This is a genomic window from Pseudomonas oligotrophica, assembly GCF_021726475.1.
GTDB classification, from domain to species: domain Bacteria; phylum Pseudomonadota; class Gammaproteobacteria; order Pseudomonadales; family Pseudomonadaceae; genus Stutzerimonas; species Stutzerimonas oligotrophica.
Map to the genome: position 1 here is coordinate 1 of NZ_JAKJRU010000005.1, position 23,703 is coordinate 23,703.

Genomic DNA, 23,703 nt, shown 5'->3' on the forward strand with positions numbered 1-23,703 from the left:
TGGAAGGCATGGTTGGTCGCACTTCCAGAATTCCGGGTATGCCCCGGATGAACAACCTACTGAGAGATCACAGCTAGATCTCGATCACGCTCGGCGAGGGCGGCTGCTCGTTGCCCTGTTGCAGCTGCTCGATCAGCGCTTGCTGCAGGCGGGTGCACAGCTCCGGGTCCGACAGCGGCTGGTTGTCCTCGTTGGTGACGAAGAAGACGTCCTCGACGCGTTCGCCGAGGGTGGCGATCTTGGCGTTCTGCACCGACAGGTCGAACGCCAGGAACAGCTGCCCGACGCGGGCGAGCAGGCCCGGCCGGTCCGGCGCGGTGATCTCGATGATCGTCTGCGGTCGCTGGGTGTCGTTGAGGATGGTCACCTGCGGGGCGAAGGCGAAGTGCTTGAGCTGGCGCGGAACGCGGCGCTGGATGATGGTGAGGTACTCGTCCGGGTTGCGCAGCGCGTCGATCAGGCTCTGGCGGATCTCCTCGATGCGCTCGGGGTTGTCGCCGATCGGCGTGCCATCGGCATCGAGCACGATGTAGGTGTCGAGGGTGAACTGGCTGGTGGAGGTGATGATCCTGGCGTCGTGGATGTTCAGGTTCAGCTGGTCCATCGCCGCGACGGTCACCGCGAAGAAGTCGTGCTGGTCAGGGGCGTAGATGAAGATCTGCGTGCCGCCCTCGAACTCGCGCTGGGTGGTCTCCTTGATCAGCACCAGCGGGCCGCCATTGTCGGGGTGGTCGATGATCGCCTCGGTGTGCCAAGCGATGTCGCTGGCGGTGTGGCGCAGGAAGTAGTCGTCGCCCAGCTGCGCCCAGAGCTGCTCGGCGTCGTCTGGGTCGGTGCCGTTGCGCACCAGGATGTCCAGTGCCGCGCGCTGCGACTGGCGGATCTGCTCCTCGCGGCCCAGCGGATTCTCCAGGCCGCGGCGCAGGGCCCGCTTGGTCTCGGTGTAGAGCTGGCGCAGCAGGCTGGCCCGCCAGGAGTTCCACAGGCTCGGGTTGGTGGCGTTGATGTCGGCCACGGTCAGCACGTACAGGTAGTCCAGGTGGGTCTCGTCACCGACGATCTGGGCGAAATCGTTGATCACCTGCGGGTCGGAGAGGTCCTTGCGCTGTGCGGTGGTCGACATCACCAGGTGGTTCTGCACCAGCCAGACCACCAGCCGCGTATCCCAGGCCGGCAGCTTGTGGCGCTCGCAGAACTGTTCGGCATCCACCGCGCCCAGCTCGGAGTGATCGCCACCGCGGCCCTTGGCGATGTCGTGGTAGAGCCCGGCGATGTAGATCAGCTCCGGCTTGGGCAGGCGCTCGACCAGCTTGCTGGCCAGCGGGTACTTCTCCGCCACGCCCGGCTTGGTCAGCTTGCGCAGGTACTTGATGACGTTCAGCGTGTGCGCATCGACCGTGTAGATATGGAAGAGATCGTGCTGCATCTGCCCGACGATATGGCCGAACTCGGGCAGGTAGCGGCCGAGAATGCCGTAGCGGTTCATCCGCCGCAGGTTGCGATGGATGCCCTCCTTGCACTTGAACAGCTCGATGAACAGGCTGGTGTTGCGGATGTCGCGGCGGAAGTCGTCGTCGATCAGGTGGCGGTGGTCGCGCAGCAGGCGAATGGTGGCCGCCCGGACGCCCTGGATGTCCGGATGCTGTGCCAGCAGCACGAAGGTCTCCATGATGGCGAACGGCGTGCGCTTGAAGATCGAGGGGCGGGTGACCTCCAGGTAGCCGTCGCGCACCAGGAAGCGGCTGTTGAGCGGCACGCTGGGGCCCGAGTCGCCTTCCCAGAGGATCACCTCGGCGAAATGCTGGCCGACCAGGTCGCTCAGCTCGGCGATGCTCATCACCACCCGGTAGTACTTCTGCATGAAGCGTTCGATGGCCAGCTTGGCGTCGCTGTCCTCGTAGCCGAGCAGCGCGGCCAGCTTGCGCTGGTGATCGAACAGCAGGCGATCCTCGGCACGCCCGGCCAGCAGGTGCAGGCCGTAGCGCACCTTCCAGAGGAATTCCTGGGCCGAGACCAGCAGGCGGTATTCGCCCTCGGTGAGGAAGCCCTGGTCGACCACCGCCTGCAGGTTGAGCGTGCCGAACTGGCGCCGGGCGATCCACAGGATGGTCTGGATGTCGCGCAACCCGCCCGGCGAGCGCTTGACGTTGGGCTCCAGGTTGTACTCGGTGTTGTTGTACTTGGAATGGCGCAGGCGCTGCTCGTTGCGCTTGGCGAGGAAGAATTCCTTGCTTGGCCACATGCGCTCGGGGCTGGTGACCTGCAGCATGCGCTGGCGCAGGTGCTCGGGGCCGGCGATGGTGCGGCTTTCCATCAGATTGGTGATGACCGTCAGGTCGGCGCGCGCCTCCTCGGCGCACTCGGCCACCGAGCGTACGCTCTGGCCGACCTCCAGGCCGATGTCCCAGAGCAGGGTGAGGAAGCCCTCGATGGCGTCGCGGAACAGCTCGTGGTCACTGTCGCCGAGCAGGATCAGCAGGTCGATGTCGGAGTAGGGGTGCAGCTCGCCGCGCCCGTAGCCGCCGACGGCGACAAGCGCGATGTCGGCCTCCGTGTCCCAGTCGAAGCGGCGCCAGGCAGCGCGCAGGATCTGGTCGACGAACCAGGCGCGATCCTCGATCAGGCGCCGGATGTCGCGGCCGGCGAGGAAGCGCTTGTCGAGCACTTCGCGGGCCTGGCGGATCGCCTTCTTGAAGGCTGCGATGGGGCTGGCCTTGAGCGCGAGTTCCGCCTGGAACTGGCTCAGGTCGAACAGTTCGGGATCCACCTGCGGCATGCGCGACTCCTCTGCCGGTTGCGGCTCAGATCATGGGAAGCAAACTTCAGGCCGAGGTCCGGGCGATGGTGTCGTCGCTGCGCAGGGTGAGGATTTCATAGCCGTTCGCGGTCACCAGCAGCGTGTGTTCCCACTGCGCCGACAGCTTGCGGTCCTTGGTGATGGCGGTCCAGCCGTCGCCGAGCAGGCGGGTCTCGGCGCGGCCCTGGTTGATCATCGGCTCGATGGTGAAGGTCATGCCTTCCTTGAGCTCCATGCCGGTGCCGGCACGGCCGTAGTGCAGTACCTGCGGCTCCTCGTGGAACACCTTGCCGATGCCGTGCCCGCAGTATTCGCGCACGACGGAGAAGCCGTTCTTCTCGGCATGCTTCTGGATCACCTCGCCGATGTCACCCAGCCGGGCGCCGGGCCGTACCAGCTCGATGCCCTTGTACAGGCACTCCTGGGTGACCCGGCACAGGCGCTCGGCCCACTCCGGCGCCTTGCCGACGATGAACATCTTGCTGGTATCGCCGTGGTAGCCATCCTTGATGACAGTGATGTCGATATTGAGGATGTCGCCTTCCTTGAGCGGCTTGTCGTTGGGGATGCCGTGGCAGACCACATGATTGATCGAGGTGCAGATCGACTTGGGAAAACCCTTGTAGTTGAGCGGGGCGGGGATCGCCTGCTGCACGTTGACGATATGCTCGTGGCAGATGCGATCGAGTTCCTCGGTCGTCACCCCGGGCTTGACGTGGGCCTCGATCATTTCCAGGACTTCCGCAGCCAGGCGGCCGGCAATGCGCATTTTTTCGATGTCTTCGGGCGTCTTGATGCTGACAGTCATGCAAACCTCGGAGGCGCCGGTGGGCGCGGAGCGGAAATCGGGAAAACGCGGATGATAAACGAAAGCACATGGGCCTGCAGACCTCGGCACCGGCGTCGCCGTGCTAGCCTGTCTCGGGCGAGTGTGCTATAAAACGCGCCGCTCGACGGGGACCACCCCGTTGGGCCTAACCCACACACGCGTCGACACGCCTATCCTGGGTGCTCGGAAGAGTTGGATAGCGGGACGCGTGGAGGCCTAACCCGACTTATTCTGAGGACGTATCATGTCTCAAGTCACCATGCGCGACATGCTGAAGGCCGGTGTGCACTTCGGCCACCAGACCCGTTACTGGAACCCGAAAATGAACAAGTACATTTTCGGCGCGCGCAACAAGATTCACATCATCAACCTGGAAAAGACCCTGCCGATGTTCAACGACGCCCTGCGTTTCGTTGAAAAGCTGGCAGCCGGCAAGAACAAGATCCTGTTCGTCGGCACCAAGCGTTCGGCTGGCAAGATCGTTCGCGAAGAAGCTGCCCGTTGCGGCTCGCCGTACGTCGATCACCGCTGGCTGGGCGGCATGCTGACCAACTACAAGACCATCCGTGCGTCGATCAAGCGTCTGCGCGAGCTGGAAACCCAGGCTCAGGACGGTACTTTCGACAAGCTGACCAAGAAAGAGGCGCTGATGCGCTCTCGCGACCTGGAAAAGCTCGAGCGCAGCCTGGGTGGTATCAAGGACATGGGCGGCCTGCCGGACGCCATGTTCGTGATCGACGTCGATCACGAGCGCATCGCCATTTCCGAAGCCAACAAGCTGGGCATCCCGGTTATCGGCGTTGTCGATACCAACAGCAGCCCGGAAGGCGTTGACTACATCATCCCCGGCAACGACGACGCCATCCGCGCCGTCCAGCTGTACCTGGGCTCCATGGCCGACGCCGTCCTGCGTGGCCGCCAGAGCTCCGCTGGCAGCGCCGACGAGTTCGTCGAGGAAGTCGCCTCCGAAGCCGCTCAGGGCTGAGTCGTCGCGTCCTGACGACACCCGATGGACAAGAAGGGGGCTAGGCCCCCTTCTTGTCATTCAGAATTGATCGCCCGCGAGGGCGAATGGTTAGAAAACCTAGCAGAGGATTCGAACATGGCAGAAATCACTGCAGCCCTGGTCAAGGAACTGCGCGAGCGTACCGGCCTGGGCATGATGGATTGCAAGAAGGCGCTGACCGCCGCCGGTGGCGACATCGAGAAGGCGATCGACGACATGCGCGCCGCCGGTGCGATCAAGGCCGCCAAGAAGGCCGGCAACATCGCCGCCGAAGGCTCCATTGCCGTCAAGGTCGCTGCCGACAACAAGTCTGCCGTGATCATCGAGGTCAACTCGCAGACCGACTTCCTGGCCCTGCAGGACGACTTCAAGTCCTTCGTCGCCGAGAGCCTGGACAAGGCCTTCAGCCAAGGCCTGACCGATGCCGCCCCGCTGATCGAAAGCCAGGAAGAGTCGCGCCTGGCGCTGGTCTCCAAGTGTGGCGAGAACGTCAACATCCGCCGCCTGACCCGCGTCGAGGGTGATGTGGTCGGTGCCTACCTGCACGGTCACCGCATCGGCGTTCTGGTCGTGCTCAAGGGTGGCAACCCTGAGCTGGCCAAGGACATCGCCATGCACGTCGCGGCCAGCAACCCGGCCGTGCTGACCCCGGCCGATGTTTCCGAAGAGCTGATCGCCAAGGAGAAGGAAATCTTCCTGCAGCTCAACGCCGAGAAGATCGCCGGCAAGCCGGAGAACATCGTCGAGAACATGGTCAAGGGCCGTATCAACAAGTTCCTGGCCGAAGCGAGCCTCGTCGAGCAGGCGTTCGTCAAGGATCCGGAAGTCAAGGTCGGCGACCTGGCCAAGAAGGCCGGTGCGGAAATCGTTTCCTTCGTTCGTTACGAAGTGGGCGAGGGCATCGAGAAGGCCGAAGTCGACTTCGCTGCAGAGGTTGCTGCCCAGGTAGCAGCGAGCAAGCAGTAACGTCACCGGTTGTTCGCTACGAAGAGGCTGCCCGCTCACGCGCGCGGCCTCTTTGTCAAACTGGGTGTCCGCAAAATTTCTGATCTACACGCTATAGTCTGGCCTGCACTTATCGCTCGTTCGGTGGTCCAAGCGCAGATTATTCTTCATGCCCAACCAATCAGTTTTCCTTTGATCGCCGTGGGAGGCGCACGCCAATGGCTCAGCAGATGAGTGCTCGAAATCCTCGCTACAAACGAATCCTGCTCAAGTTGAGCGGCGAGGCGCTGATGGGGACGGAGGACTTCGGCATCGATCCCAAGGTGCTCGACCGCATGGCCCTCGAGGTTGGGCAGCTGGTGGGCATCGGCGTGGAAGTGGGGCTGGTGATCGGCGGCGGCAACCTGTTCCGCGGTGCCGCGCTGTCGGCAGCCGGCATGGATCGCGTCACTGGTGACCACATGGGCATGCTGGCCACGGTGATGAACGGCCTGGCTATGCGCGACGCGCTGGAGCGCTCGAACATCCCGGCGCTGGTCATGTCCGCCATTTCCATGGTCGGCGTCACCGACCACTACGACCGCCGCAAGGCCATGCGCCATCTCAAGAGCGGCGAAGTGGTGATCTTCTCGGCCGGTACCGGCAACCCGTTCTTCACCACCGACTCGGCAGCCTGCCTGCGCGCCATCGAGATCCAGGCCGACGTGGTGCTCAAGGCCACCAAGGTCGACGGCGTCTACACGGCCGATCCGTTCAAGGATCCGAATGCCGAGAAATTTGCCCAGCTCACCTACGACGACGTGCTCGACCGCAAGCTGGGGGTCATGGACCTGACGGCCATCTGCCTGTGCCGTGACCACAACATGCCGCTGCGTGTCTTCAACATGAACAAGCCCGGCGCCCTGCTCAACATCGTGCTTGGCGGCGCCGAAGGAACTCTCATCGAGGAATCGAACGAATGATCAACGAGATCAAGCAAGACGCGCAGGAGCGCATGAAGAAGTCTCTCGAGTCGCTGGAGCACGCATTCGCCAAGATCCGCACCGGTCGCGCCCACCCGAGCATCCTCGACGGCGTGATGGTCTCCTACTACGGCGCCGATACGCCGCTGCGCCAGGTCGCCAACGTGGTTGCCGAGGACTCGCGCACGCTGGCGCTGACCGTCTTCGACAAGAGCATGATCCAGGCAGTCGAGAAGGCGATCATGACGTCGGACCTCGGCCTCAACCCGGCGACCGCCGGCACCACCATTCGCGTGCCGATGCCGGCGCTGACCGAGGAGACCCGCAAGGGCTACACCCGCCAGGCGCGTGCCGAGGCGGAGAACGCGCGGGTCGCGGTGCGCAACATCCGTCGCGATGCGCTCGCCCAGCTCAAGGACCTGGTCAAGGAGAAGGAAATCAGCGAGGACGAGGAACGTCGTGGCCAGGATGACGTTCAGAAGCTTACCGACAAGTTCGTCGCAGACATCGACAAGGCGCTGGAAGCCAAAGAGTCCGACCTGATGGCGGTCTGACCGCTTCTGTCGATCCGCTGGAGCCCGGTCGCGTCCGGCCGGCTGCTCTGGCCGATGAGCTCGAGCTGGCGCTTGCAGCGTCTTGTCTTCATCGCAGCGTTAGATAGCGCAAGTAGAGTTGTGTCATGGAAAACGGCAGGTCGATCGCACAGGGGCGTGTTCCCCGCCACGTCGCGATCATCATGGATGGAAACAACCGCTGGGCCAAACGTCGCCTGTTGCCCGGCATCGCCGGGCACAAGGCCGGAGTCGATGCGGTACGCGCCGTCATCGAGGTCTGTGCCGAGTCCGGCGTCGAGGTCCTCACCCTGTTCGCCTTCTCCAGCGAGAACTGGCAGCGTCCGGCCGACGAGGTGGGGGCGCTCATGGAGCTGTTCCTCTCGGCCCTGCGCCGCGAGGCGCGCAAGCTGGACGACAACGGCATCCGCCTGCGCATCATCGGTGACCGCTCGCGTTTCCATCCGGAGTTGCAGGCGGCCATGCGCGAGGCCGAGGAAATGACCGCGCACAATCGTCGCTTCGTGCTGCAGGTCGCCGCCAACTACGGTGGCCAGTGGGACATCCTCCAGGCGACCCAGCATCTGGCGCGCGAAGCCCAGGCGGGGCGGCTGAATCCGGACGAGATCACCCCGGCGCTGTTCCAGGGCTACCTGGCGACGGGCGACCAGCCGCTGCCCGACCTGTGCATTCGCACCGGCGGCGAGCGGCGTATCAGCAACTTCCTGCTCTGGCAGCTGGCCTATGCCGAGCTGTATTTCTCCGATCTGTTCTGGCCGGACTTCAAGCGCCAGGCCATGCGCAAGGCGCTGGCCGACTTCGCGTCCAGGCAGCGCCGTTTCGGCAAGACCAGCGAGCAGATCGAATGCGAGGCCAAGGCTGAATGCTGAAGCAGCGAATCATCACCGCGGCGATATTGCTGCCGATCGCTCTGATCGGCTTTTTTCTGCTGGAGGGTGTCGCGTTTGCCACCTTCATCGGCGTCGTCGTCACCCTGGGTGCCTGGGAGTGGGCGCGGCTGGCCGGGTTCGCCGCGCAGCCGGCGCGCGTGGCCTATGCGGCGGCCGTCGCCGCCTGCCTCGTCTGGCTCTATCTGACGCCGGCGCTGGCGGCCTGGCTACTCGCGGCAGCGGTAGCCTGGTGGCTGTTCGCGACCTTCCTGGTGCTCGGCTATCCGGATAGCCGGCGCTACTGGGGCGGGGCGCCGGGCAGCCTGCTGCTGGGCCTGCTGGTGCTGCTGCCGGCCTGGCAGGCGCTGGTGCTGCTCAAGCAGTGGCCGCTGGGCAACTGGCTGATCGTCGCCGTGATGGTGCTGGTCTGGGTCGCGGATATTGGCGCCTACTTCTCCGGCAGGCGCTTCGGCAAGCGCAAGCTGGCGCCGGCGGTCAGCCCCGGCAAGAGCTGGGAGGGCCTGCTCGGCGGGCTTGCGGCCAGTCTCGCGGTGACCGCCGTGGTCGGCCTCCAGCGTGGCTGGGGTGCGCGCGAGCTGGTGCTGGCGCTGCTCGGCGCGGCGGTGGTGGTGCTGATCTCGGTGATCGGCGACCTCACCGAAAGCATGTTCAAGCGTAATGCCGGCATCAAGGACAGCAGCCAGCTGCTGCCAGGCCATGGCGGCGTGATGGATCGTATCGATAGCCTGACCGCGGCGGTGCCGGTGTTCGCCGTGCTGCTCTGGCTGGCTGGCTGGGGGACGCTGTGACGAGATTGCAGGTTACGGTGCTGGGCGCGACCGGCTCCATAGGCCTCAGCACGCTGGATGTGGTGTCGCGGCACGCCGATCGTTACAGCCTGTTCGCCGTCACGGCGTTTTCCCGCATGACGGAACTGGAAGCGCTGTGCCTGACGCATCGCCCGCAGTTCGCGGTGGTGGCCGACGAGGCGCAGGCCGGCGCGCTGCAGGTGCGGCTGGCCGAGGCGGGGCTCGCCACGCGGGTACTGTTCGGCGACGGCGGGCTTTGCGAGGTGGCTGCGCATCCGGAGGTCGATGTGGTGATGGCCGCCATCGTCGGTGCCGCGGGCCTGAGGCCGACGCTCTCGGCGGTACAGGCCGGCAAGCGTGTGCTGCTGGCCAACAAGGAGGCGCTGGTGATGTCCGGTGCCCTGTTCATGCAGGCGCTGGAGCAGAGCAGCGCCGTGTTGCTGCCGATCGACAGCGAGCACAACGCGATCTTCCAGTGCCTGCCGTCCGACTATGCGCGCGGCATGGCCGAGGTCGGTGTGCGGCGCATCCTGCTGACTGCCTCCGGCGGCCCCTTCCGCCAGACGCCACTGGCCGAGCTCGCCCAGGTCACGCCGGAGCAGGCCTGCGCGCATCCGAACTGGTCGATGGGGCGCAAGATTTCGGTCGATTCGGCCAGCATGATGAACAAGGGATTGGAGCTGATCGAGGCCTGCTGGCTGTTCGGCGCCCGTCCCGAGCAGGTCGAGGTGGTCGTACACCCGCAGAGCGTGATTCATTCGATGGTCGACTATGTCGACGGTTCGGTGCTCGCGCAGCTCGGCAACCCGGACATGCGCACGCCCATCGCCCATGCGCTGGCCTGGCCGGAGCGCATCGACTCCGGCGTGTCGGCGCTCGACCTGCTGCGTATCGGCCAGCTGGACTTCCAGGCCCCGGACGAAGAGCGTTTCCCCTGTCTGCGCCTGGCGCGCCAGGCGGCCCAGGTCGGCGGCACGGCTCCAGCAATGCTCAATGCGGCGAACGAGGTGGCGGTGGAGGCCTTTCTCCAGCGGCGCATCCGTTTCACCGAGATCGCGAGTATCATCGCCGATGTGTTGGAACGGGAGGCGGCCCGCACGGCCGGTTGCCTCGAAGATGTGTTGATGGCCGACCAGCAGGCACGCCGGCTTGCCGGCGAGTGGCTGGGCCGCCACGGGCGCTAGCCCGGAGGGTGTTATGAGCGCACTGTATATGATCGTGGGTACCCTGGTTGCGCTCGGGGTGCTGGTCACCTTCCACGAGTTCGGCCACTTCTGGGTGGCCCGACGCTGTGGCGTCAAGGTCCTGCGCTTCTCGGTCGGCTTCGGTGCGCCGCTGCTGCGTTGGCATGATCGCCATGGCACCGAGTTCGTCATCGCCGCCGTCCCACTGGGCGGCTACGTGAAGATGCTCGACGAGCGCGAGGGCGAGGTGCCGCCGGCCCTGCTCGATCAGGCCTTCAACCTCAAGCCGGTCCGCCAGCGTTTCGCCATCGTTGCGGCGGGCCCGGTCGCCAATTTCCTCCTGGCGCTGGCGTTCTTCTGGATTCTGGCCATGCTCGGTAGCCAGCAGGTCCGCCCGGTGGTCGGTGCGGTCGAGGCGGGCAGTCTCGCCGAGCAGGCCGGGATCATGGCCGATCAGGAACTGGTCTCGGTAAACGGCAAGTCGGTGGCCGGCTGGGGCGACGTGAACCTGCAGCTGGTCCGCCGCCTCGGCGAAACCGGTACGCTCGAGGTGGTCGTGCGCGGCGTCGGCGACTCGGCCGAGCGCGAGCTGCAAATCCCCCTGCGCGACTGGCTCAAGGGGGTCGAGGAGCCCGATCCGCTCGCAGCGCTCGGTATCCAGCCGTGGCGGCCGCAAATTGCCCCGGTGATCGCCCAGCTGGATCCGCAGGGCCCGGCCCAGGCGGCAGGGCTGCGGCTCGGCGATCGCCTGCTGAGCCTTCATGGCCGGCCGCTGCGCGACTGGCAGGAAGTGATTCAGACGGTCAGGCCGCTGGCCGGCGAGACGGTCACCGTGCTGGTCGAGCGCGATGGTCGGCAGCATGAGCTGTCGGTTGCCCTGGCCGCGCGGGGCGAGGGGGCGGCTCGCAGGGGCTACCTGGGGGCCGGCGTCGAGGGCGGCGAATGGCCGGCGCACATGCTGCGCGAAGTCAGCTACGGACCGCTCGAGGCGGTCGCCGAAGGCCTGCGGCGCACTGGCACCATGACCCTGCTGACGCTTGATTCGCTGAAGAAAATGCTCTTCGGTGAGCTCTCGGTAAAAAACTTGAGCGGCCCGATAACGATTGCTAAAGTGGCCGGCGCTTCTGCCCAGTCAGGCGTCGGGGATTTCCTGAACTTTCTCGCCTATCTGAGCATTAGTCTGGGGGTTCTCAATCTGCTGCCGATCCCGGTGCTTGATGGCGGGCACCTGCTTTTCTACACGATCGAGTGGCTTCGTGGCCGGCCATTGTCCGAAAGAGTGCAGGGGTGGGGCGTTCAGATCGGCATCAGTCTGGTCGTCGGAGTGATGCTGCTCGCGCTGGTCAATGACCTGGGCCGCCTGTAACGCAGAATCCGTATCGTTGCCGCGCGCCGCGCCGGCTATCCGTCAGGTCTGAATAAGAAAGGACTTCATGAAACGTCTGCTGCTCCCCGCGGTGATCTCCGCCTTGATGATCGCCGAAGTCCATGCCGAGTCCTTCACCATCTCCGATATCCGGGTAAACGGCCTCCAGCGGGTCTCTGCGGGCAGCGTGTTCGGCGCCTTGCCGCTCAACGTGGGCGAGGCGGCGGATGACCAGCGCCTGGTCGAGGCGACCCGCGCGCTGTTTCGTACCGGCTTCTTCCAAGACATCCAGCTCGGTCGCGAGGGCAACGTGCTGGTGGTCAGCGTCGTCGAGCGCCCGTCGATCTCCGCCATCGAGATCGAGGGCAACAAGGCGATCAAGACCGAGGACCTGCTGGCCGGCCTGCAGCAGTCCGGCCTCGCCGAAGGCGAGATCTTCCAGCGTGCGACCCTCGAGGGCGTGCGCAACGAGTTGCAGCGCCAATACGTCGCCCAGGGGCGCTACTCGGCGACCATCGAGACCGAGGTGGTCAACCAGCCGCGCAACCGCGTCGCGCTGAAGATCAAGATCAACGAAGGCTCGGTCGCCGCCATCAAGCACATCAACGTGGTCGGCAACACGGTGTTCTCCGACGAGGACCTGACCGACCTGTTCGAGCTCAAGACCACCAACTGGCTGTCGTTCTTCCGCAACGACGACAAGTACGCCCGCGAGAAGCTCTCCGGCGACCTCGAGCGCCTGCGGTCCTACTACCTGGACCGCGGCTACATCAACATGGACATCACCTCGACCCAGGTGTCGATCACCCCTGACAAGAAGGATGTCTACGTCACCGTCAACATCGCCGAGGGCGAGCGCTATACGGTGCGCGATGTCAAGCTCAGCGGTGACCTGAAGGTGCCGCGCGAGGAGATCGAGTCGCTGTTGCTGGCCAAGCAGGGCCAGGTGTTCTCGCGCAAGGTCATGACCACCACCTCGGAGCTGATCACCCGTCGGCTCGGCAACGAGGGCTACACCTTCGCCAACGTCAACGGCGTGCCGGAGCCTCATGACGAGGACAACACCGTCTCCATCACCTTCGTCGTCGATCCGGGCAATCGCGCCTACGTCAACCGCATCAATTTCCGCGGCAATACCAAGACCGAGGACGAGGTGCTGCGCCGCGAGATGCGCCAGATGGAAGGCGGCTGGGCCTCGACCTACCTGATCGACCAGTCGAAGACGCGCCTGGAGCGCCTCGGCTTCTTCAAGGAAGTCAACGTCGAGACCCCGCAGGTGCCGGGCACCGAGGACCAGATCGACGTCAACTACAGCGTCGAGGAGCAGCCGTCCGGTTCGATCATGGCCAGCGTCGGTTTCGCACAGAACGCCGGTCTGATCCTCGGTGGCTCGATCAGCCAGAACAACTTCCTCGGTACCGGCAACCGCGTGAGCCTGGGGCTCAATCGTAGCGAGTACCAGACCCGCTACAACTTCGGTTTCGTCGATCCCTACTGGACCGAGGATGGCGTCAGCCTCGGCTACAACGCCTTCTACCGCACCACCGACTACGACGAGCTCGACTACGACGTGTCCAGCTACTCGGTCGACAGCCTTGGTGGCGGCGTCAACATCGGCTACCCGATCAGCGAGACGGCGCGCCTTTCGTTCGGTCTGTCGGTGCAGCAGGACAGCATCGACACCGGCCTGTACACGGTCGACGAGATCTTCGAGTTCATGGAGCAGGAAGGCGACAGCTTCCTCAACTTCAAGGCATCCGCCGGCTGGTCCGAATCCACCCTGAACCGGGGCGTGTTGGCCACGCGCGGCCACTCGCAGAGCCTGGTCTTCGAGACCACCATCCCGGGCAGCGACCTGTCGTTCTACAAGCTCGACTACAACGGCCAGCTGTTCGTGCCGATGAGCAAGGACTACACGCTGCGCATGCATACACGCCTGGGTTATGGCGACGCCTATGGCTCGACCGAGCGGCTGCCGTTCTACGAGCATTACTACGCCGGCGGTTTCAACTCGGTGCGTGGCTTCGAGGACAGCAGCCTCGGTCCGCGCAGCACGCCGAGCGACGGCTCGCGACCGGGTACCGTCGCCGATCCGGACCAGGATCCGCTGCCATTCGGCGGCAACGTGCTGATCCAGGGGGGGCTGGAAGTGCTGTTCCCGATGCCCTTCGTCAAGGACCAGCGCTCGCTGCGCACCTCGGTGTTCTGGGACGTGGGCAACGTGTTCGACACCAATTGCCCCTCCGGCTCGGCAGACTGCAGCGATATCGACTTCGGCGACATGGCCAGTTCCGTCGGCGTCGGCCTGACCTGGATCACCGCCATGGGGCCGCTCAGTTTCAGCCTGGCCATGCCGGTGGTGAAGCCGGATGATGCCGATACCCAGGTGTTCCAGTTCTCCCTGGGGCAGACCTTCTAACTTGACCGACCTTGCTTCGGTATTCCTTCAGGAGTGGTATTCATCGTGCGTAAGTTGACCCAGCTGTTTCTCGTTCTCGCCGCCCTGGTGGCGACGCCTGCCTTCGCCGAGATGAAAATCGCGGTCCTGAACTATCAGATGGCGCTGCTCGAGTCCGATGCCGCCAAGCGCTATGCCGTGGACGCCGAGAAGAAGTTCGGCCCCCAGCTGAGCAAGCTCAAGAGCCTGGAAAGCGAGGCCAAGCGCATCCAGGATCGCCTGGTCAAGGATGGCGACAAGATGCAGCAGGCCGAGCGCGAGCGCCTGGAGCTTGAATTCAAGCAGAAGGCCCGTGACTTCCAGTTCCAGTCCAAGGAGCTCAACGAAGCCAAGGCCGTCGCCGACCGCGACATGCTCAAGCAGCTCAAGCCGAAGCTGGACAAGGCGGTCGAGGAAGTCCTGAAGAAGGGCGACTACGACATCGTCCTCGAGCGCGGCGCCGTGGTCGACGTCAAGCCGGCGTACGACATCACCCGGCAGGTCATCGAACGCATGAACCAGTTGCGCTGACATGTCGGCCAACGGTTACACGCTCGGCCAGCTGGCCGAGCTGCTGGAAGGCTCGCTGCGCGGCGATGCCGGCATCGTCGTGACGGGCCTGGCTACCCTGCAGGACGCCGGGCCGACCCAGTTGAGCTTCCTGGCCAACAGCCAGTACCGCAAGTACCTCGCCGAAACCCGGGCCGCCGCCGTGCTGCTCACCGCCGAGGACGCCGGACGCCATGACGGCGCGGTACTGGTCGTGGCCAACCCCTACCTGGCCTATGCGCGGCTGTCGCACTTGTTCGAGACGCGTCCCGCTGGTGCGCCGGGTATCCATCCGACCGCCGTCGTCGCGCCGCAGGCGCAGGTTCACCCATCGGCGAGCATCGGGGCCTATGCGGTGATCGAGGCGGGGGCCTGCATCGAGGCAGGCGTCGAGATCGGCGCGCAGTGCGTCGTCGGTGCGCGCAGCCGGGTCGGCGAAGGCGGGCGGCTGGCACCGCGGGTCACGCTCTACCACGACGTGATCATCGGCAAGCGCGTGGTGATCCAGTCCGGCGCGGTGATCGGTGGCGAGGGCTTCGGTTTCGCCAACGAGAAGGGCAGCTGGCAGAAGATCGCGCAGCTCGGCGGCGTGCGCATCGGCGACGACGTGGAGATCGGCTCCAACACCACGATCGATCGCGGCGCACTGGCCGATACCGTGCTCGGCAATGGCGTCAAGCTCGACAACCAGATCATGATCGCGCACAACGTGCAGATCGGCGACAACACGGCCATGGCCGGCTGCGTGGGCATTTCCGGCAGCACCCGGATCGGTCGCAACTGCATGATCGCCGGGGGCGTGGGCATGGTCGGCCACATCGAGGTGTGCGACAACGTCTTCGTCACCGGCATGACCATGGTGACGCGCTCGATCACCGAACCTGGCAGCTATTCGTCCGGTACGGCGATGCAGCCGGCGGCCGAATGGCGCAAGAGTGCCGCGCGTATTCGCCAGCTCGACGACATGGCCAGGCGGCTGCAGCAATTGGAAAAACAGCTCGCTGCCGTGACCTCCGGCAACGATTCGTCTTCTGATGCCTGACCCTTCTCGCTGAGGCGGTGGTGCAGGGCGTGCCTGCCGCCGGCCCAGCAGGGCATCGGTTGCCCTTTATTTTTCTACAGGCTCTATCCCGACATGATGGACATCAACGAGATTCGCGAATACCTGCCGCACCGTTACCCGTTCCTGCTGGTCGACCGGGTGGTCGAGCTGGACACGGAGGCCAAGCGCATTCGCGCATACAAGAACGTGACCATCAACGAGCCGTTCTTCAACGGTCATTTTCCCCAGCACCCGATCATGCCGGGCGTGCTGATCATCGAGGCGATGGCGCAGGCAGCCGGCCTGCTCGGCTTCAAGATGATGGGGGCAACGCCATCGGATGGGACCTTGTACTACTTCGTCGGTTCCGACAAGCTGCGCTTTCGTCAGCCGGTGTTGCCGGGTGACCAGCTGGTGCTCGAGGCGAGTTTCCTCGGCGTGAAACGCGGCATCTGGAAGTTCGAATGCCAGGCCAGCGTCGACGGCAAGCCGGTCTGCTCGGCCGAAATCATCTGTGCGGAACGCGAACTATGAGTTTGATCGACCCTCGCGCGATCATCGACCCGAAGGCCCGCCTGGCAGCTGATGTGCAGGTCGGGCCCTGGTCGATCATCGGCCCGGATGTCGAAATAGGCGAGGGAACGGTGATCGCGTCGCACGTGGTCATCAAGGGGCCGACGCGCATCGGCCGCCACAACCGTATCTTCCAGTTCTCGTCGGTGGGCGAGGATACGCCGGACCTGAAGTACAAGGGCGAGCCGACGCGACTGGTGATCGGCGACCACAACGTGATCCGCGAAGGGGTGACCATCCACCGCGGCACCGTCCAGGATCGTGCCGAGACCACGCTGGGCGATCACAACCTGGTCATGGCCTATGCCCACATCGGGCATGACAGCGTGATCGGCAATCACTGCATCCTGGTCAACAACACGGCGCTGGCCGGCCACGTACATGTCGGCGACTGGGCGATCCTCTCCGGCTATACGCTGGTCCACCAGTTCTGCCATATCGGCGCGCACAGCTTTTCCGGCATGGGCACGGCCATCGGCAAGGACGTGCCGGCCTTCGTCACCGTGTTCGGCAACCCGGCCGAGGCGCGCAGCATGAACTTCGAAGGCATGCGCCGCCGGGGTTTCAGCGATGGCGCGATCCAGGCGCTGCGCCAGGCCTACAAGGTGGTCTACCGCAAGGGGCTGACCGTCGAGGCAGCGCTTGCCGAGCTGGCCGAAGCCGCCGTGCTGTTCCCCGAGGTCGCGCTGTTCCGCGACTCCATCAAGGCCTCGACCCGCGGCATCACGCGCTGAGATGAGCAGGCCGCTGCGAGTTGCCCTGGTGGCCGGCGAGGCGTCCGGCGACATCCTCGGCGCCGGGCTGATGCAGGCCCTGCGCCGGCAATGCCCCGAGGTGGAGTTCATCGGCGTCGGTGGCAGGCGCATGGAGGCCGAGGGACTGCGCTCGAGCTTTCCCCTGGAGCGCCTGGCCGTGATGGGGCTGGTGGAAGTGCTCGGACGCCTGCCCGAGCTGCTGGCTCGGCGACGCCGGCTGACGGCCGAACTGATCGCCGCCCGGCCGGACGTGTTCATCGGCATCGACGCCCCCGACTTCAACCTCGGCCTGGAGCTGCGCCTGCGCCGCGCGGGCATCCGTACCGTGCATTACGTCAGCCCGTCGGTGTGGGCCTGGCGGCAGAAGCGGGTGCTGAAGATCCGCGAAGCCTGCGACCTGATGCTGACGCTGTTCCCGTTCGAGGCGCGCTTCTACCAGGAGCAGGGCGTGCCGGTGCGCTTCGTCGGCCACCCGCTGGCCGACACCATTCCCCTTGAAGCCGATCGCGCGCTGGCCCGCCAGGCACTGCAGCTGCCCGCGCAAGGAGCCGTGGTCGCGCTGCTGCCGGGCAGTCGCGGCGGCGAGGTGGCCCGGCTGGGCGAACTGTTCCTCGAGGCTGCCGGGCGCATCCTCGCAGTGCGCCCCGACGTGCGCTTCGTCCTACCTTGCGCCAGTGCCGAGCGACGCCAGCAGTTGGAGCAGATGCTGGCCGGCCGGAACCTGCCGCTGACGCTGATCGACGGCCGCTCGCACGAGGCGCTGGCTGCCTGCGATGCGGTCCTGATTGCCTCCGGCACCGCGACCCTGGAGGCGTTGCTGTTCAAGCGGCCGATGGTGGTCGCCTATCGCGTGGCGCCGATGACCTACCGGATTCTCAGTCGCCTGGTGAAAAGCCCCTACGTGGCGTTGCCGAACCTCCTGGCCCAGCGCCTGCTGGTGCCGGAGTTGCTGCAGGACGCCGCCACGCCCGAGGCGCTGGTCGCCGCCTTGCTGCCGTTGCTGGACGACGGCCAGGCCCAGGTGGAAGGCTTCGACGCGATCCACCGGGCCTTGCGCCAGGACGCTTCGGTGCAGGCGGCCGAGGCCGTGCTGGCCCTGGCAAGGGGGCACTGATGCAGTTCGGACTGGATTTCGGCCTGGTCGAGGAATTGGTCGCCGGCGTCGACGAGGTCGGCCGCGGCCCGCTCTGCGGTCCGGTCGTGACGGCGGCGGTGATCCTCGATCCGGCGCGCCCGATCACGGGATTGAACGATTCGAAGAAGCTCAGCGAGGCGCGTCGCGAGGCGCTGTTCGACGAGATCTGCGAGAAGGCGCTGGCCTGGTGCGTGGCGCGTGCCGAGGTCGAGGAGATCGACCGGCTGAACATCCTGCACGCCACCATGCTGGCGATGCAGCGCGCCGTCGAAGGGCTCAGCGTGGTACCGCGCCTGGCGCTGATCGACGGCAACCGCTGCCCGAAACTGGCGGTGCCGAGCGCGCCGGTGGTGCAGGGCGACGCCCAGGTGCCGGCGATCGCCGCCGCCTCGATCCTGGCCAAGGTCAGCCGCGACCGCGAGATGCAGGCCCTCGACCTGGTCTACCCCGGCTACGGCCTGGCCGGACACAAGGGCTATCCGACGCCGCTGCACCTCGAGGCGCTGCAACGCCTCGGGCCGACGCCGATCCATCGCCGCTCCTTCGCGCCGGTGCGCGCCTTGCTCGAGCAAGCCGAGGCCAGCGTGACAGCGCTATCGCCCGCCGCGCTGGTCTAGCGGCACCCTGAACCACCCGGGCTGTCCATAACTGGCGGAGCCGCCGCACCTGCGCGGCGGTACCTCACTGCCTGAATGGAGAGCGCTGATGCCAGAGTTTGCCAACCAAGTCGTCGATCTGCTCAACGGGCTCATCTGGGGCAGGATCCTTATCTGGATGCTGGTCGGCTGCGGCCTGTGGTTCACCTTTCGCTTGGGCTTCATCCAGTTCCGCCACTTCGGCCATGCGTTCGGCGTGCTCAAGGGCAGCGGCAAGAGCGACGCCTCGGGCATCTCGCCGTTCCAGGCGCTCTGCACCTCGCTTGCCGCGCGGGTGGGCACCGGCAACATCGCCGGGGTGGCGGTGGCGATCACTCTCGGCGGCCCCGGCGCGGTGTTCTGGATGTGGGTAATCGCCCTGGTCGGCATGGCGACCGGCTTCGTCGAGGCGACGCTCGCGCAACTGTTCAAGATCCGTGACGACCGCGGCCAGTACCGGGGCGGGCCGGCCTATTACATGGAGAAGGGCCTCGGTGCCCGCTGGATGGGCTCGCTGTTCTCGGTCTTCCTCATCCTGGCGTTTGGCTTCGTCTTCAATTCGGTGCAGGCCAACACCATCACCGGGGCGATGCAGGGTGCCTTTGGCGTGCCCGCCTGGCTCTGCGGCATTGGCATCGTGGCGTTGACCGCGCCGATCATCTTCGGCGGCCTGCGCTCCATCGCGCGCTTCTCGCAACTGGCCGTGCCCTTCATGGCCGCGGCCTACCTGCTCGTTGCGCTGGTGCTCATCCTGATCAATATCAGCGAACTGCCCGGCGTCTTCGCGCTCATCTTCAAGAGCGCCTTCGGCCTGGAGGAAGCCGCCGCCGGCGGGCTCGGCGCGGCGCTGCTGAATGGCTTCAAGCGCGGGCTGTTCTCCAACGAGGCGGGCATGGGCTCGGCGCCGAATGCTGCGGCCGCCGCGGTGCCCTATCCGCCGCATCCGGTCTCGCAAGGCTACGTGCAGATGGCCGGTGTGTTCATCGACACGCTGATGATCTGCACGGCGTCGGCGGCGATCATCCTGCTGGCCGGCCCGCAGCCGGGTGAGGGGATCGAGCGGGTGCAGAACGCCCTGACCGAGCATGTCGGCGGCTGGGGGCAGTACTTCCTGGCGATCATCGTGCTGTTCTTCGCCTTCACCTCCATCGTCGCGAACTATTTCTATGCCGAGAACTGCCTGGTCTTTCTCGAGCGCAATCATTCGGCCGGCCTGCTGGTGTTCCGCCTGCTGGTGCTGGCGATGGTGATGTTCGGCGCGCTGGCCTCGCTGCCCTTCGTCTGGAGCCTGGCCGACGTCTCCATGGGGCTGATGGCGATCACCAACCTGATCGCCATCGTGCTGCTGTCGAAGGTCGTGGTGAAGCTCGCGCGCGACTACCGGCAACAACTGCGCGCCGGGAAGGTTCCGCAGTTCGACGCGCGCGACTATCCGGAGATCCGCGCCAGGCTCGAGCCCGGCATCTGGGACGACGGCAACGGCGGCATCAAGCCCTGAGTATCGTACCGCAGGCGGGGCGAACGGCGGACCTGCCGCGGCCGCTTTTCGGTACAATCGCGCGCTTGTCGTTTTGCCCGCGCAGGTTTGTCCATGTCCGTTTCCTTCGTTCACCTCCGTCTGCATACCGAGTACTCGCTGGTGGACGGGCTGGTCAGGGTCAAGCCACTGGTCAAGGCCGTTGCGGAGGCCGGCATGCCGGCGGTCGCCGTCACCGACATGAGCAACATGTGCTCGCTGGTGAAGTTCTACAAGACGGCGCTGGGCGGAGGGATCAAGCCCATCTGCGGCGCCGACATCTGGCTGGCCAGTCGCGACGAGGACGGCCCGCTGAGTCGCCTGACGCTGCTGGCGATGGATGCCAAGGGCTACCGCAACCTCACCGAGCTGGTCTCGCGTGGCTGGACCGAAGGCCAGCGCAACGAACTGGTGATCATCGAGCGCGACTGGGTCAAGGCGGCAGCCGAGGGCCTGATCGCCCTGTCCGGCGCGAAAGAGGGCGAGATCGGACTGGCCCTGCTCGAGGGTGACGAGGCCGGTGCCGAGGCGCTCTGGCAGGAATGGAGCGGGGTCTTCCCGGGGCGTTTCTATCTGGAAGTGCAGCGCACCCATAGGGTCAACGACGAGGAATACCTGCATGCCGCGGTGGCCCTGGCCGGGCGCTGCGGCGCGCCGCTGGTGGCGACCAACGACGTGCGCTTCCTCAAGCAGGAAGACTTCGAGGCCCACGAGACGCGCGTCTGCATCGGCGAGGGCCGCACGCTCGACGACCCGCGCCGTCCGCGCAACTACTCGGACCAGCAGTACCTGAAGACGCCGGCCGAGATGGCCGAGCTGTTCAGCGACCTGCCGGAGGCGCTGGCGAACTCGGTGGAGATCGCCAAGCGCTGCAACATCGAGGTACAGCTGGGCAAGTACTTCCTCCCCGACTTCCCCACGCCCAATGGCATGGGCATCGACGACTACCTGCGACACGCCTCGTACGAGGGACTGGAAGATCGTCTGAAGGTGCTGCTGCCGGCGGACACCCCGGATTACGAGGCGAAGAAGCAGATCTATGTCGATCGCCTGGAGTTCGAGCTCGGCACCATCATCCAGATGGGCTTTCCCGGCTACTTCCTCATCGTTGCCGACTTCATCCAGTGGGCCAAAAACAACGACGTGCCGGTCGGCCCGGGGCGTGGTTCGGGTGCGGGCTCCTTGGTCGCCTACGTGCTGAAGATCACCGACCTCGACCCGCTGGCCTACGACTTGCTGTTCGAGCGCTTCCTCAACCCCGAGCGGATCTCCATGCCCGACTTCGACGTCGACTTCTGCATGGACGGCCGCGACCGGGTGATCGACTACGTGGCCGAGAAGTACGGGCGCAACGCGGTGAGCCAGATCATCACCTTCGGCTCGATGGCGGCCAAGGCCGTGGTGCGCGACGTGGCGCGGGTGCAGGGCAAGTCCTACGGCCTGGCCGATCGCCTGTCGAAGATGATCCCCTTCGAAGTCGGCATGACCCTGGACAAGGCCTACGAGATGGAGGAGCCGCTGCGCGACTTCCTCAAGACCGACGAGGAAGCCGCGGAAATCTGGGAGATGTCGCTCAAGCTCGAGGGCATCACCCGCGGCACCGGCAAGCACGCCGGCGGCGTGGTGATCGCGCCGACCAAGCTGACCGACTTCGCGCCGATCGCCTGCGACGAGGAGGGTGGCGGCCTGGTGACCCAGTTCGACAAGGACGACGTCGAGCAGGCCGGCCTGGTGAAGTTCGACTTCCTCGGCCTGCGCACCCTGACGATCATCAAGTGGGCGATGGAGACCATCCACCGCGAGCAGCGGCGCAAGGGCGCCGACGAGAAGGACCTGGTCAACATCGACTTCATCCCGCTGGATGACAAGAAGACCTACGACATGCTGCAGAAGGCCGAGACCACGGCGGTCTTCCAGCTCGAATCGCGCGGCATGAAGGAGCTGATCAAGAAGCTCAAGCCCGACTGCCTGGAAGACATGATCGCACTGGTGGCGCTGTTCCGCCCCGGCCCGCTGCAGTCGGGCATGGTGGACGACTTCATCAACCGCAAGCACGGCCGCGAGCCGATCTCCTATCCGCACCCGGACTACCAGTACGCCGGGCTCGAGCCGGTGCTCAAGCCCACCTACGGCATCATCCTCTACCAAGAACAGGTGATGCAGATCGCCCAGGTGATGGCCGGCTATACGCTGGGCGGCGCCGACATGCTGCGCCGCGCGATGGGCAAGAAGAAGCCCGAGGAAATGGCCAAGCAGCGCGGCGGCTTCATCGAGGGCTGCGCCAACAACGGCATCGACGGCAACCTGGCGGGCAATATCTTCGACCTCGTCGAGAAGTTTGCGGGTTACGGCTTTAACAAGTCGCACTCGGCGGCCTATGGCCTGGTGTCCTACCAGACCGCCTGGCTCAAGGCGCACTACCCGGCGCCGTTCATGGCGGCGGTGCTGTCGGCGGATATGCACAACACCGACAAGGTGGTGATCCTGGTCGAAGAGTGCCGCAGCATGAAGCTGCGCATCGATCCGCCGGATGTGAACGTCTCCGAGTTCAAGTTCACCGTCAACGACGACGGGCGCATCGTCTACGGCCTGGGTGCGATCAAGGGCGTCGGCGAGGCGCCCGTCGAGGCCATCGTCGAATGCCGCGAAGCGGGCGGGGCGTTCAAGGACCTATTCGACTTCTGCAACCGCGTCGATCTCAAGCGCATCAACAAGCGCACCCTGGAAGCGCTGATCCGCTCGGGTGCACTGGATCGCCTGGGCCCCTACTACCAGGACGAACTCAAGGCCTACCAGGCCAGCGTCGACCTCAACCGCGCCGTGCTGCTGGCGTCCATGGAAGAGGCCGTGCAGGCCGCCGAGCAGACCGCGCGTAGCGCCGAGAGCGGCCACATGGACCTGTTCGGCGGACTGTTCGCCGAGCCCGAGGCCGATGTCTACATCAACCACCGCAAGGCACGCGAACTGTCGCTCAAGGAGCGCCTCAAGGGCGAGAAGGACACCCTCGGCCTGTACCTGACCGGCCACCCGATCGACGAGTACGAAGGCGAGGTCCGCCGCTTCGCCCGCCAGCGCATCATCGACCTGCGCCCGGCGCGTGATACCCAGACCATCGCCGGCCTGATCGTCAACCTGCGGGTGATGAAGAACAAGAAGGGCGACAAGATGGGCTTCATCACCCTCGATGACCGGTCGGGGCGGATCGAGGCCTCGCTGTTCGCCGATGCCTTCGCCAGCGCCCAGGCCCTGCTGCAGACCGATGCGCTGGTGGTGGTCGAGGGCGAGGTCAGCAACGACGATTTCTCCGGCGGCCTGCGTTTGCGTGCCAAGCGGGTGATGAGCCTCGAGGAGGCGCGTACCGGGCTGGCCGAGAGCCTGCGTGTGCGGGTCGCCGCCGATGCCCTCAAGGGCGACCGGATGCGCTGGATGGCCGACGTGTTCGGCCGCCATCGCGGCGCCTGCCCGATCACCGTGGAGTACACCGGCAGCGACGCGCGGGCGGTGCTGCAGTTCGGCGAGAGCTGGCGGATCGACCCGGCGGACAACTTGATTCAGGCGCTGCGTGACCAGTTCGGGCGCGACAACGTCTTCCTCCAATACCGATGACCGGGCGGCGAGAACGCCCGGACGCAAGAGGCGTCGCCGTGGCGGCGCCCGATCGGCCCGGTCGCCGACCGGGTTGTTGGTTCCGAACAATTTTTGTTCGACCTGACTGCGCCCGT

19 protein-coding genes are annotated in these 23,703 nt (G+C 65.6%); 17 read left to right on the forward strand and 2 right to left on the reverse strand.

Translation table 11 applies throughout. The features are described from left to right. Positions 1-73 precede the first annotated feature (73 nt). Together L3N39_RS11250 and map are read right to left on the reverse strand one after the other, a co-directional pair. The gene (locus tag L3N39_RS11250) at positions 74-2,776 is read right to left on the reverse strand and encodes a [protein-PII] uridylyltransferase (protein WP_237257429.1); all 2,703 of its coding nucleotides are present in this window, start codon (positions 2,774-2,776) and stop codon (positions 74-76) included. Positions 2,777-2,822: 46 nt separating this feature from the next. Continuing rightward, positions 2,823-3,605: a type I methionyl aminopeptidase gene (gene map, locus L3N39_RS11255; RefSeq protein ID WP_237257430.1), complete on the reverse strand. Its 783-nt coding sequence runs from the start codon at positions 3,603-3,605 to the stop codon at positions 2,823-2,825. 265 nt (positions 3,606-3,870) lie between these two features. On the opposite strand from map, the gene rpsB reads away from it, so the two are divergent. The 17 genes from rpsB (at position 3,871) to dnaE (ending at position 23,587) form a co-directional block, all read left to right on the forward strand. Next, positions 3,871-4,611, forward strand: coding sequence for a 30S ribosomal protein S2 (gene rpsB / locus L3N39_RS11260; protein ID WP_237257431.1), 741 nt, complete (start codon positions 3,871-3,873; stop codon positions 4,609-4,611). A 117-nt stretch (positions 4,612-4,728) separates the two neighbouring features. Beyond that, positions 4,729-5,598, forward strand: a complete 870-nt coding sequence (gene tsf / locus L3N39_RS11265) for a translation elongation factor Ts (protein WP_237257432.1) — start codon at positions 4,729-4,731, stop codon at positions 5,596-5,598. 197 nt (positions 5,599-5,795) lie between these two features. Then, positions 5,796-6,539 (forward strand): UMP kinase, encoded by a 744-nt coding sequence (pyrH, locus tag L3N39_RS11270; RefSeq protein ID WP_237257433.1) that lies wholly within the window; start codon positions 5,796-5,798, stop codon positions 6,537-6,539. Then, the gene (gene frr / locus L3N39_RS11275; RefSeq protein WP_237257434.1) at positions 6,536-7,093 is read left to right on the forward strand and encodes a ribosome recycling factor; all 558 of its coding nucleotides are present in this window, start codon (positions 6,536-6,538) and stop codon (positions 7,091-7,093) included. The genes pyrH and frr overlap by 4 nt, the downstream gene beginning before the upstream one ends. 125 nt (positions 7,094-7,218) lie before the next feature. Beyond that, positions 7,219-7,980 carry a polyprenyl diphosphate synthase gene (uppS, locus tag L3N39_RS11280; RefSeq protein ID WP_237257435.1) on the forward strand — a complete coding sequence of 254 codons (762 nt, stop codon included), beginning with the start codon at positions 7,219-7,221 and terminating at the stop codon, positions 7,978-7,980. After that, a complete protein-coding gene (locus L3N39_RS11285) occupies positions 7,974-8,789 on the forward strand; it encodes a phosphatidate cytidylyltransferase (protein ID WP_237257436.1) in 816 nt (271 codons plus the stop codon). The genes uppS and L3N39_RS11285 overlap by 7 nt, the downstream gene beginning before the upstream one ends. Further along, positions 8,786-9,973: a 1-deoxy-D-xylulose-5-phosphate reductoisomerase gene (gene ispC, locus L3N39_RS11290; protein ID WP_237257437.1), complete on the forward strand. Its 1,188-nt coding sequence runs from the start codon at positions 8,786-8,788 to the stop codon at positions 9,971-9,973. The genes L3N39_RS11285 and ispC overlap by 4 nt, the downstream gene beginning before the upstream one ends. Before the next feature lie 13 nt (positions 9,974-9,986). Beyond that, positions 9,987-11,339, forward strand: a complete 1,353-nt coding sequence (rseP, locus tag L3N39_RS11295; protein WP_237257438.1) for an RIP metalloprotease RseP — start codon at positions 9,987-9,989, stop codon at positions 11,337-11,339. A gap of 67 nt (positions 11,340-11,406) precedes the next feature. After that, positions 11,407-13,758, forward strand: coding sequence for an outer membrane protein assembly factor BamA (bamA, locus tag L3N39_RS11300; RefSeq protein ID WP_237257439.1), 2,352 nt, complete (start codon positions 11,407-11,409; stop codon positions 13,756-13,758). A 45-nt stretch (positions 13,759-13,803) separates the two neighbouring features. Then, positions 13,804-14,307: an OmpH/Skp family outer membrane protein gene (locus L3N39_RS11305; RefSeq protein ID WP_237257440.1), complete on the forward strand. Its 504-nt coding sequence runs from the start codon at positions 13,804-13,806 to the stop codon at positions 14,305-14,307. 1 nt (position 14,308) lies between these two features. Beyond that, positions 14,309-15,367, forward strand: a complete 1,059-nt coding sequence (gene lpxD, locus L3N39_RS11310) for a UDP-3-O-(3-hydroxymyristoyl)glucosamine N-acyltransferase (protein ID WP_237257441.1) — start codon at positions 14,309-14,311, stop codon at positions 15,365-15,367. 93 nt (positions 15,368-15,460) lie between these two features. Further along, positions 15,461-15,901: a 3-hydroxyacyl-ACP dehydratase FabZ gene (gene fabZ / locus L3N39_RS11315; RefSeq protein ID WP_237257442.1), complete on the forward strand. Its 441-nt coding sequence runs from the start codon at positions 15,461-15,463 to the stop codon at positions 15,899-15,901. Then, a complete protein-coding gene (lpxA, locus tag L3N39_RS11320; RefSeq protein ID WP_237257443.1) occupies positions 15,898-16,674 on the forward strand; it encodes an acyl-ACP--UDP-N-acetylglucosamine O-acyltransferase in 777 nt (258 codons plus the stop codon). The genes fabZ and lpxA overlap by 4 nt, the downstream gene beginning before the upstream one ends. 1 nt (position 16,675) lies before the next feature. Beyond that, positions 16,676-17,809: a lipid-A-disaccharide synthase gene (gene lpxB, locus L3N39_RS11325; protein ID WP_237257444.1), complete on the forward strand. Its 1,134-nt coding sequence runs from the start codon at positions 16,676-16,678 to the stop codon at positions 17,807-17,809. Then, entirely contained in the window at positions 17,809-18,447 is a 639-nt protein-coding gene (gene rnhB / locus L3N39_RS11330; RefSeq protein WP_237257445.1) for a ribonuclease HII, read from the forward strand. Before lpxB ends, rnhB begins: the two co-directional genes overlap by 1 nt. 88 nt (positions 18,448-18,535) lie before the next feature. Next, complete coding sequence (locus L3N39_RS11335) at positions 18,536-19,963, forward strand: alanine/glycine:cation symporter family protein (RefSeq protein ID WP_237257446.1); 1,428 nt, start codon at positions 18,536-18,538, stop codon at positions 19,961-19,963. A 93-nt stretch (positions 19,964-20,056) separates the two neighbouring features. Continuing rightward, complete coding sequence (dnaE, locus tag L3N39_RS11340; protein WP_237257447.1) at positions 20,057-23,587, forward strand: DNA polymerase III subunit alpha; 3,531 nt, start codon at positions 20,057-20,059, stop codon at positions 23,585-23,587. Positions 23,588-23,703 lie beyond the last annotated feature (116 nt).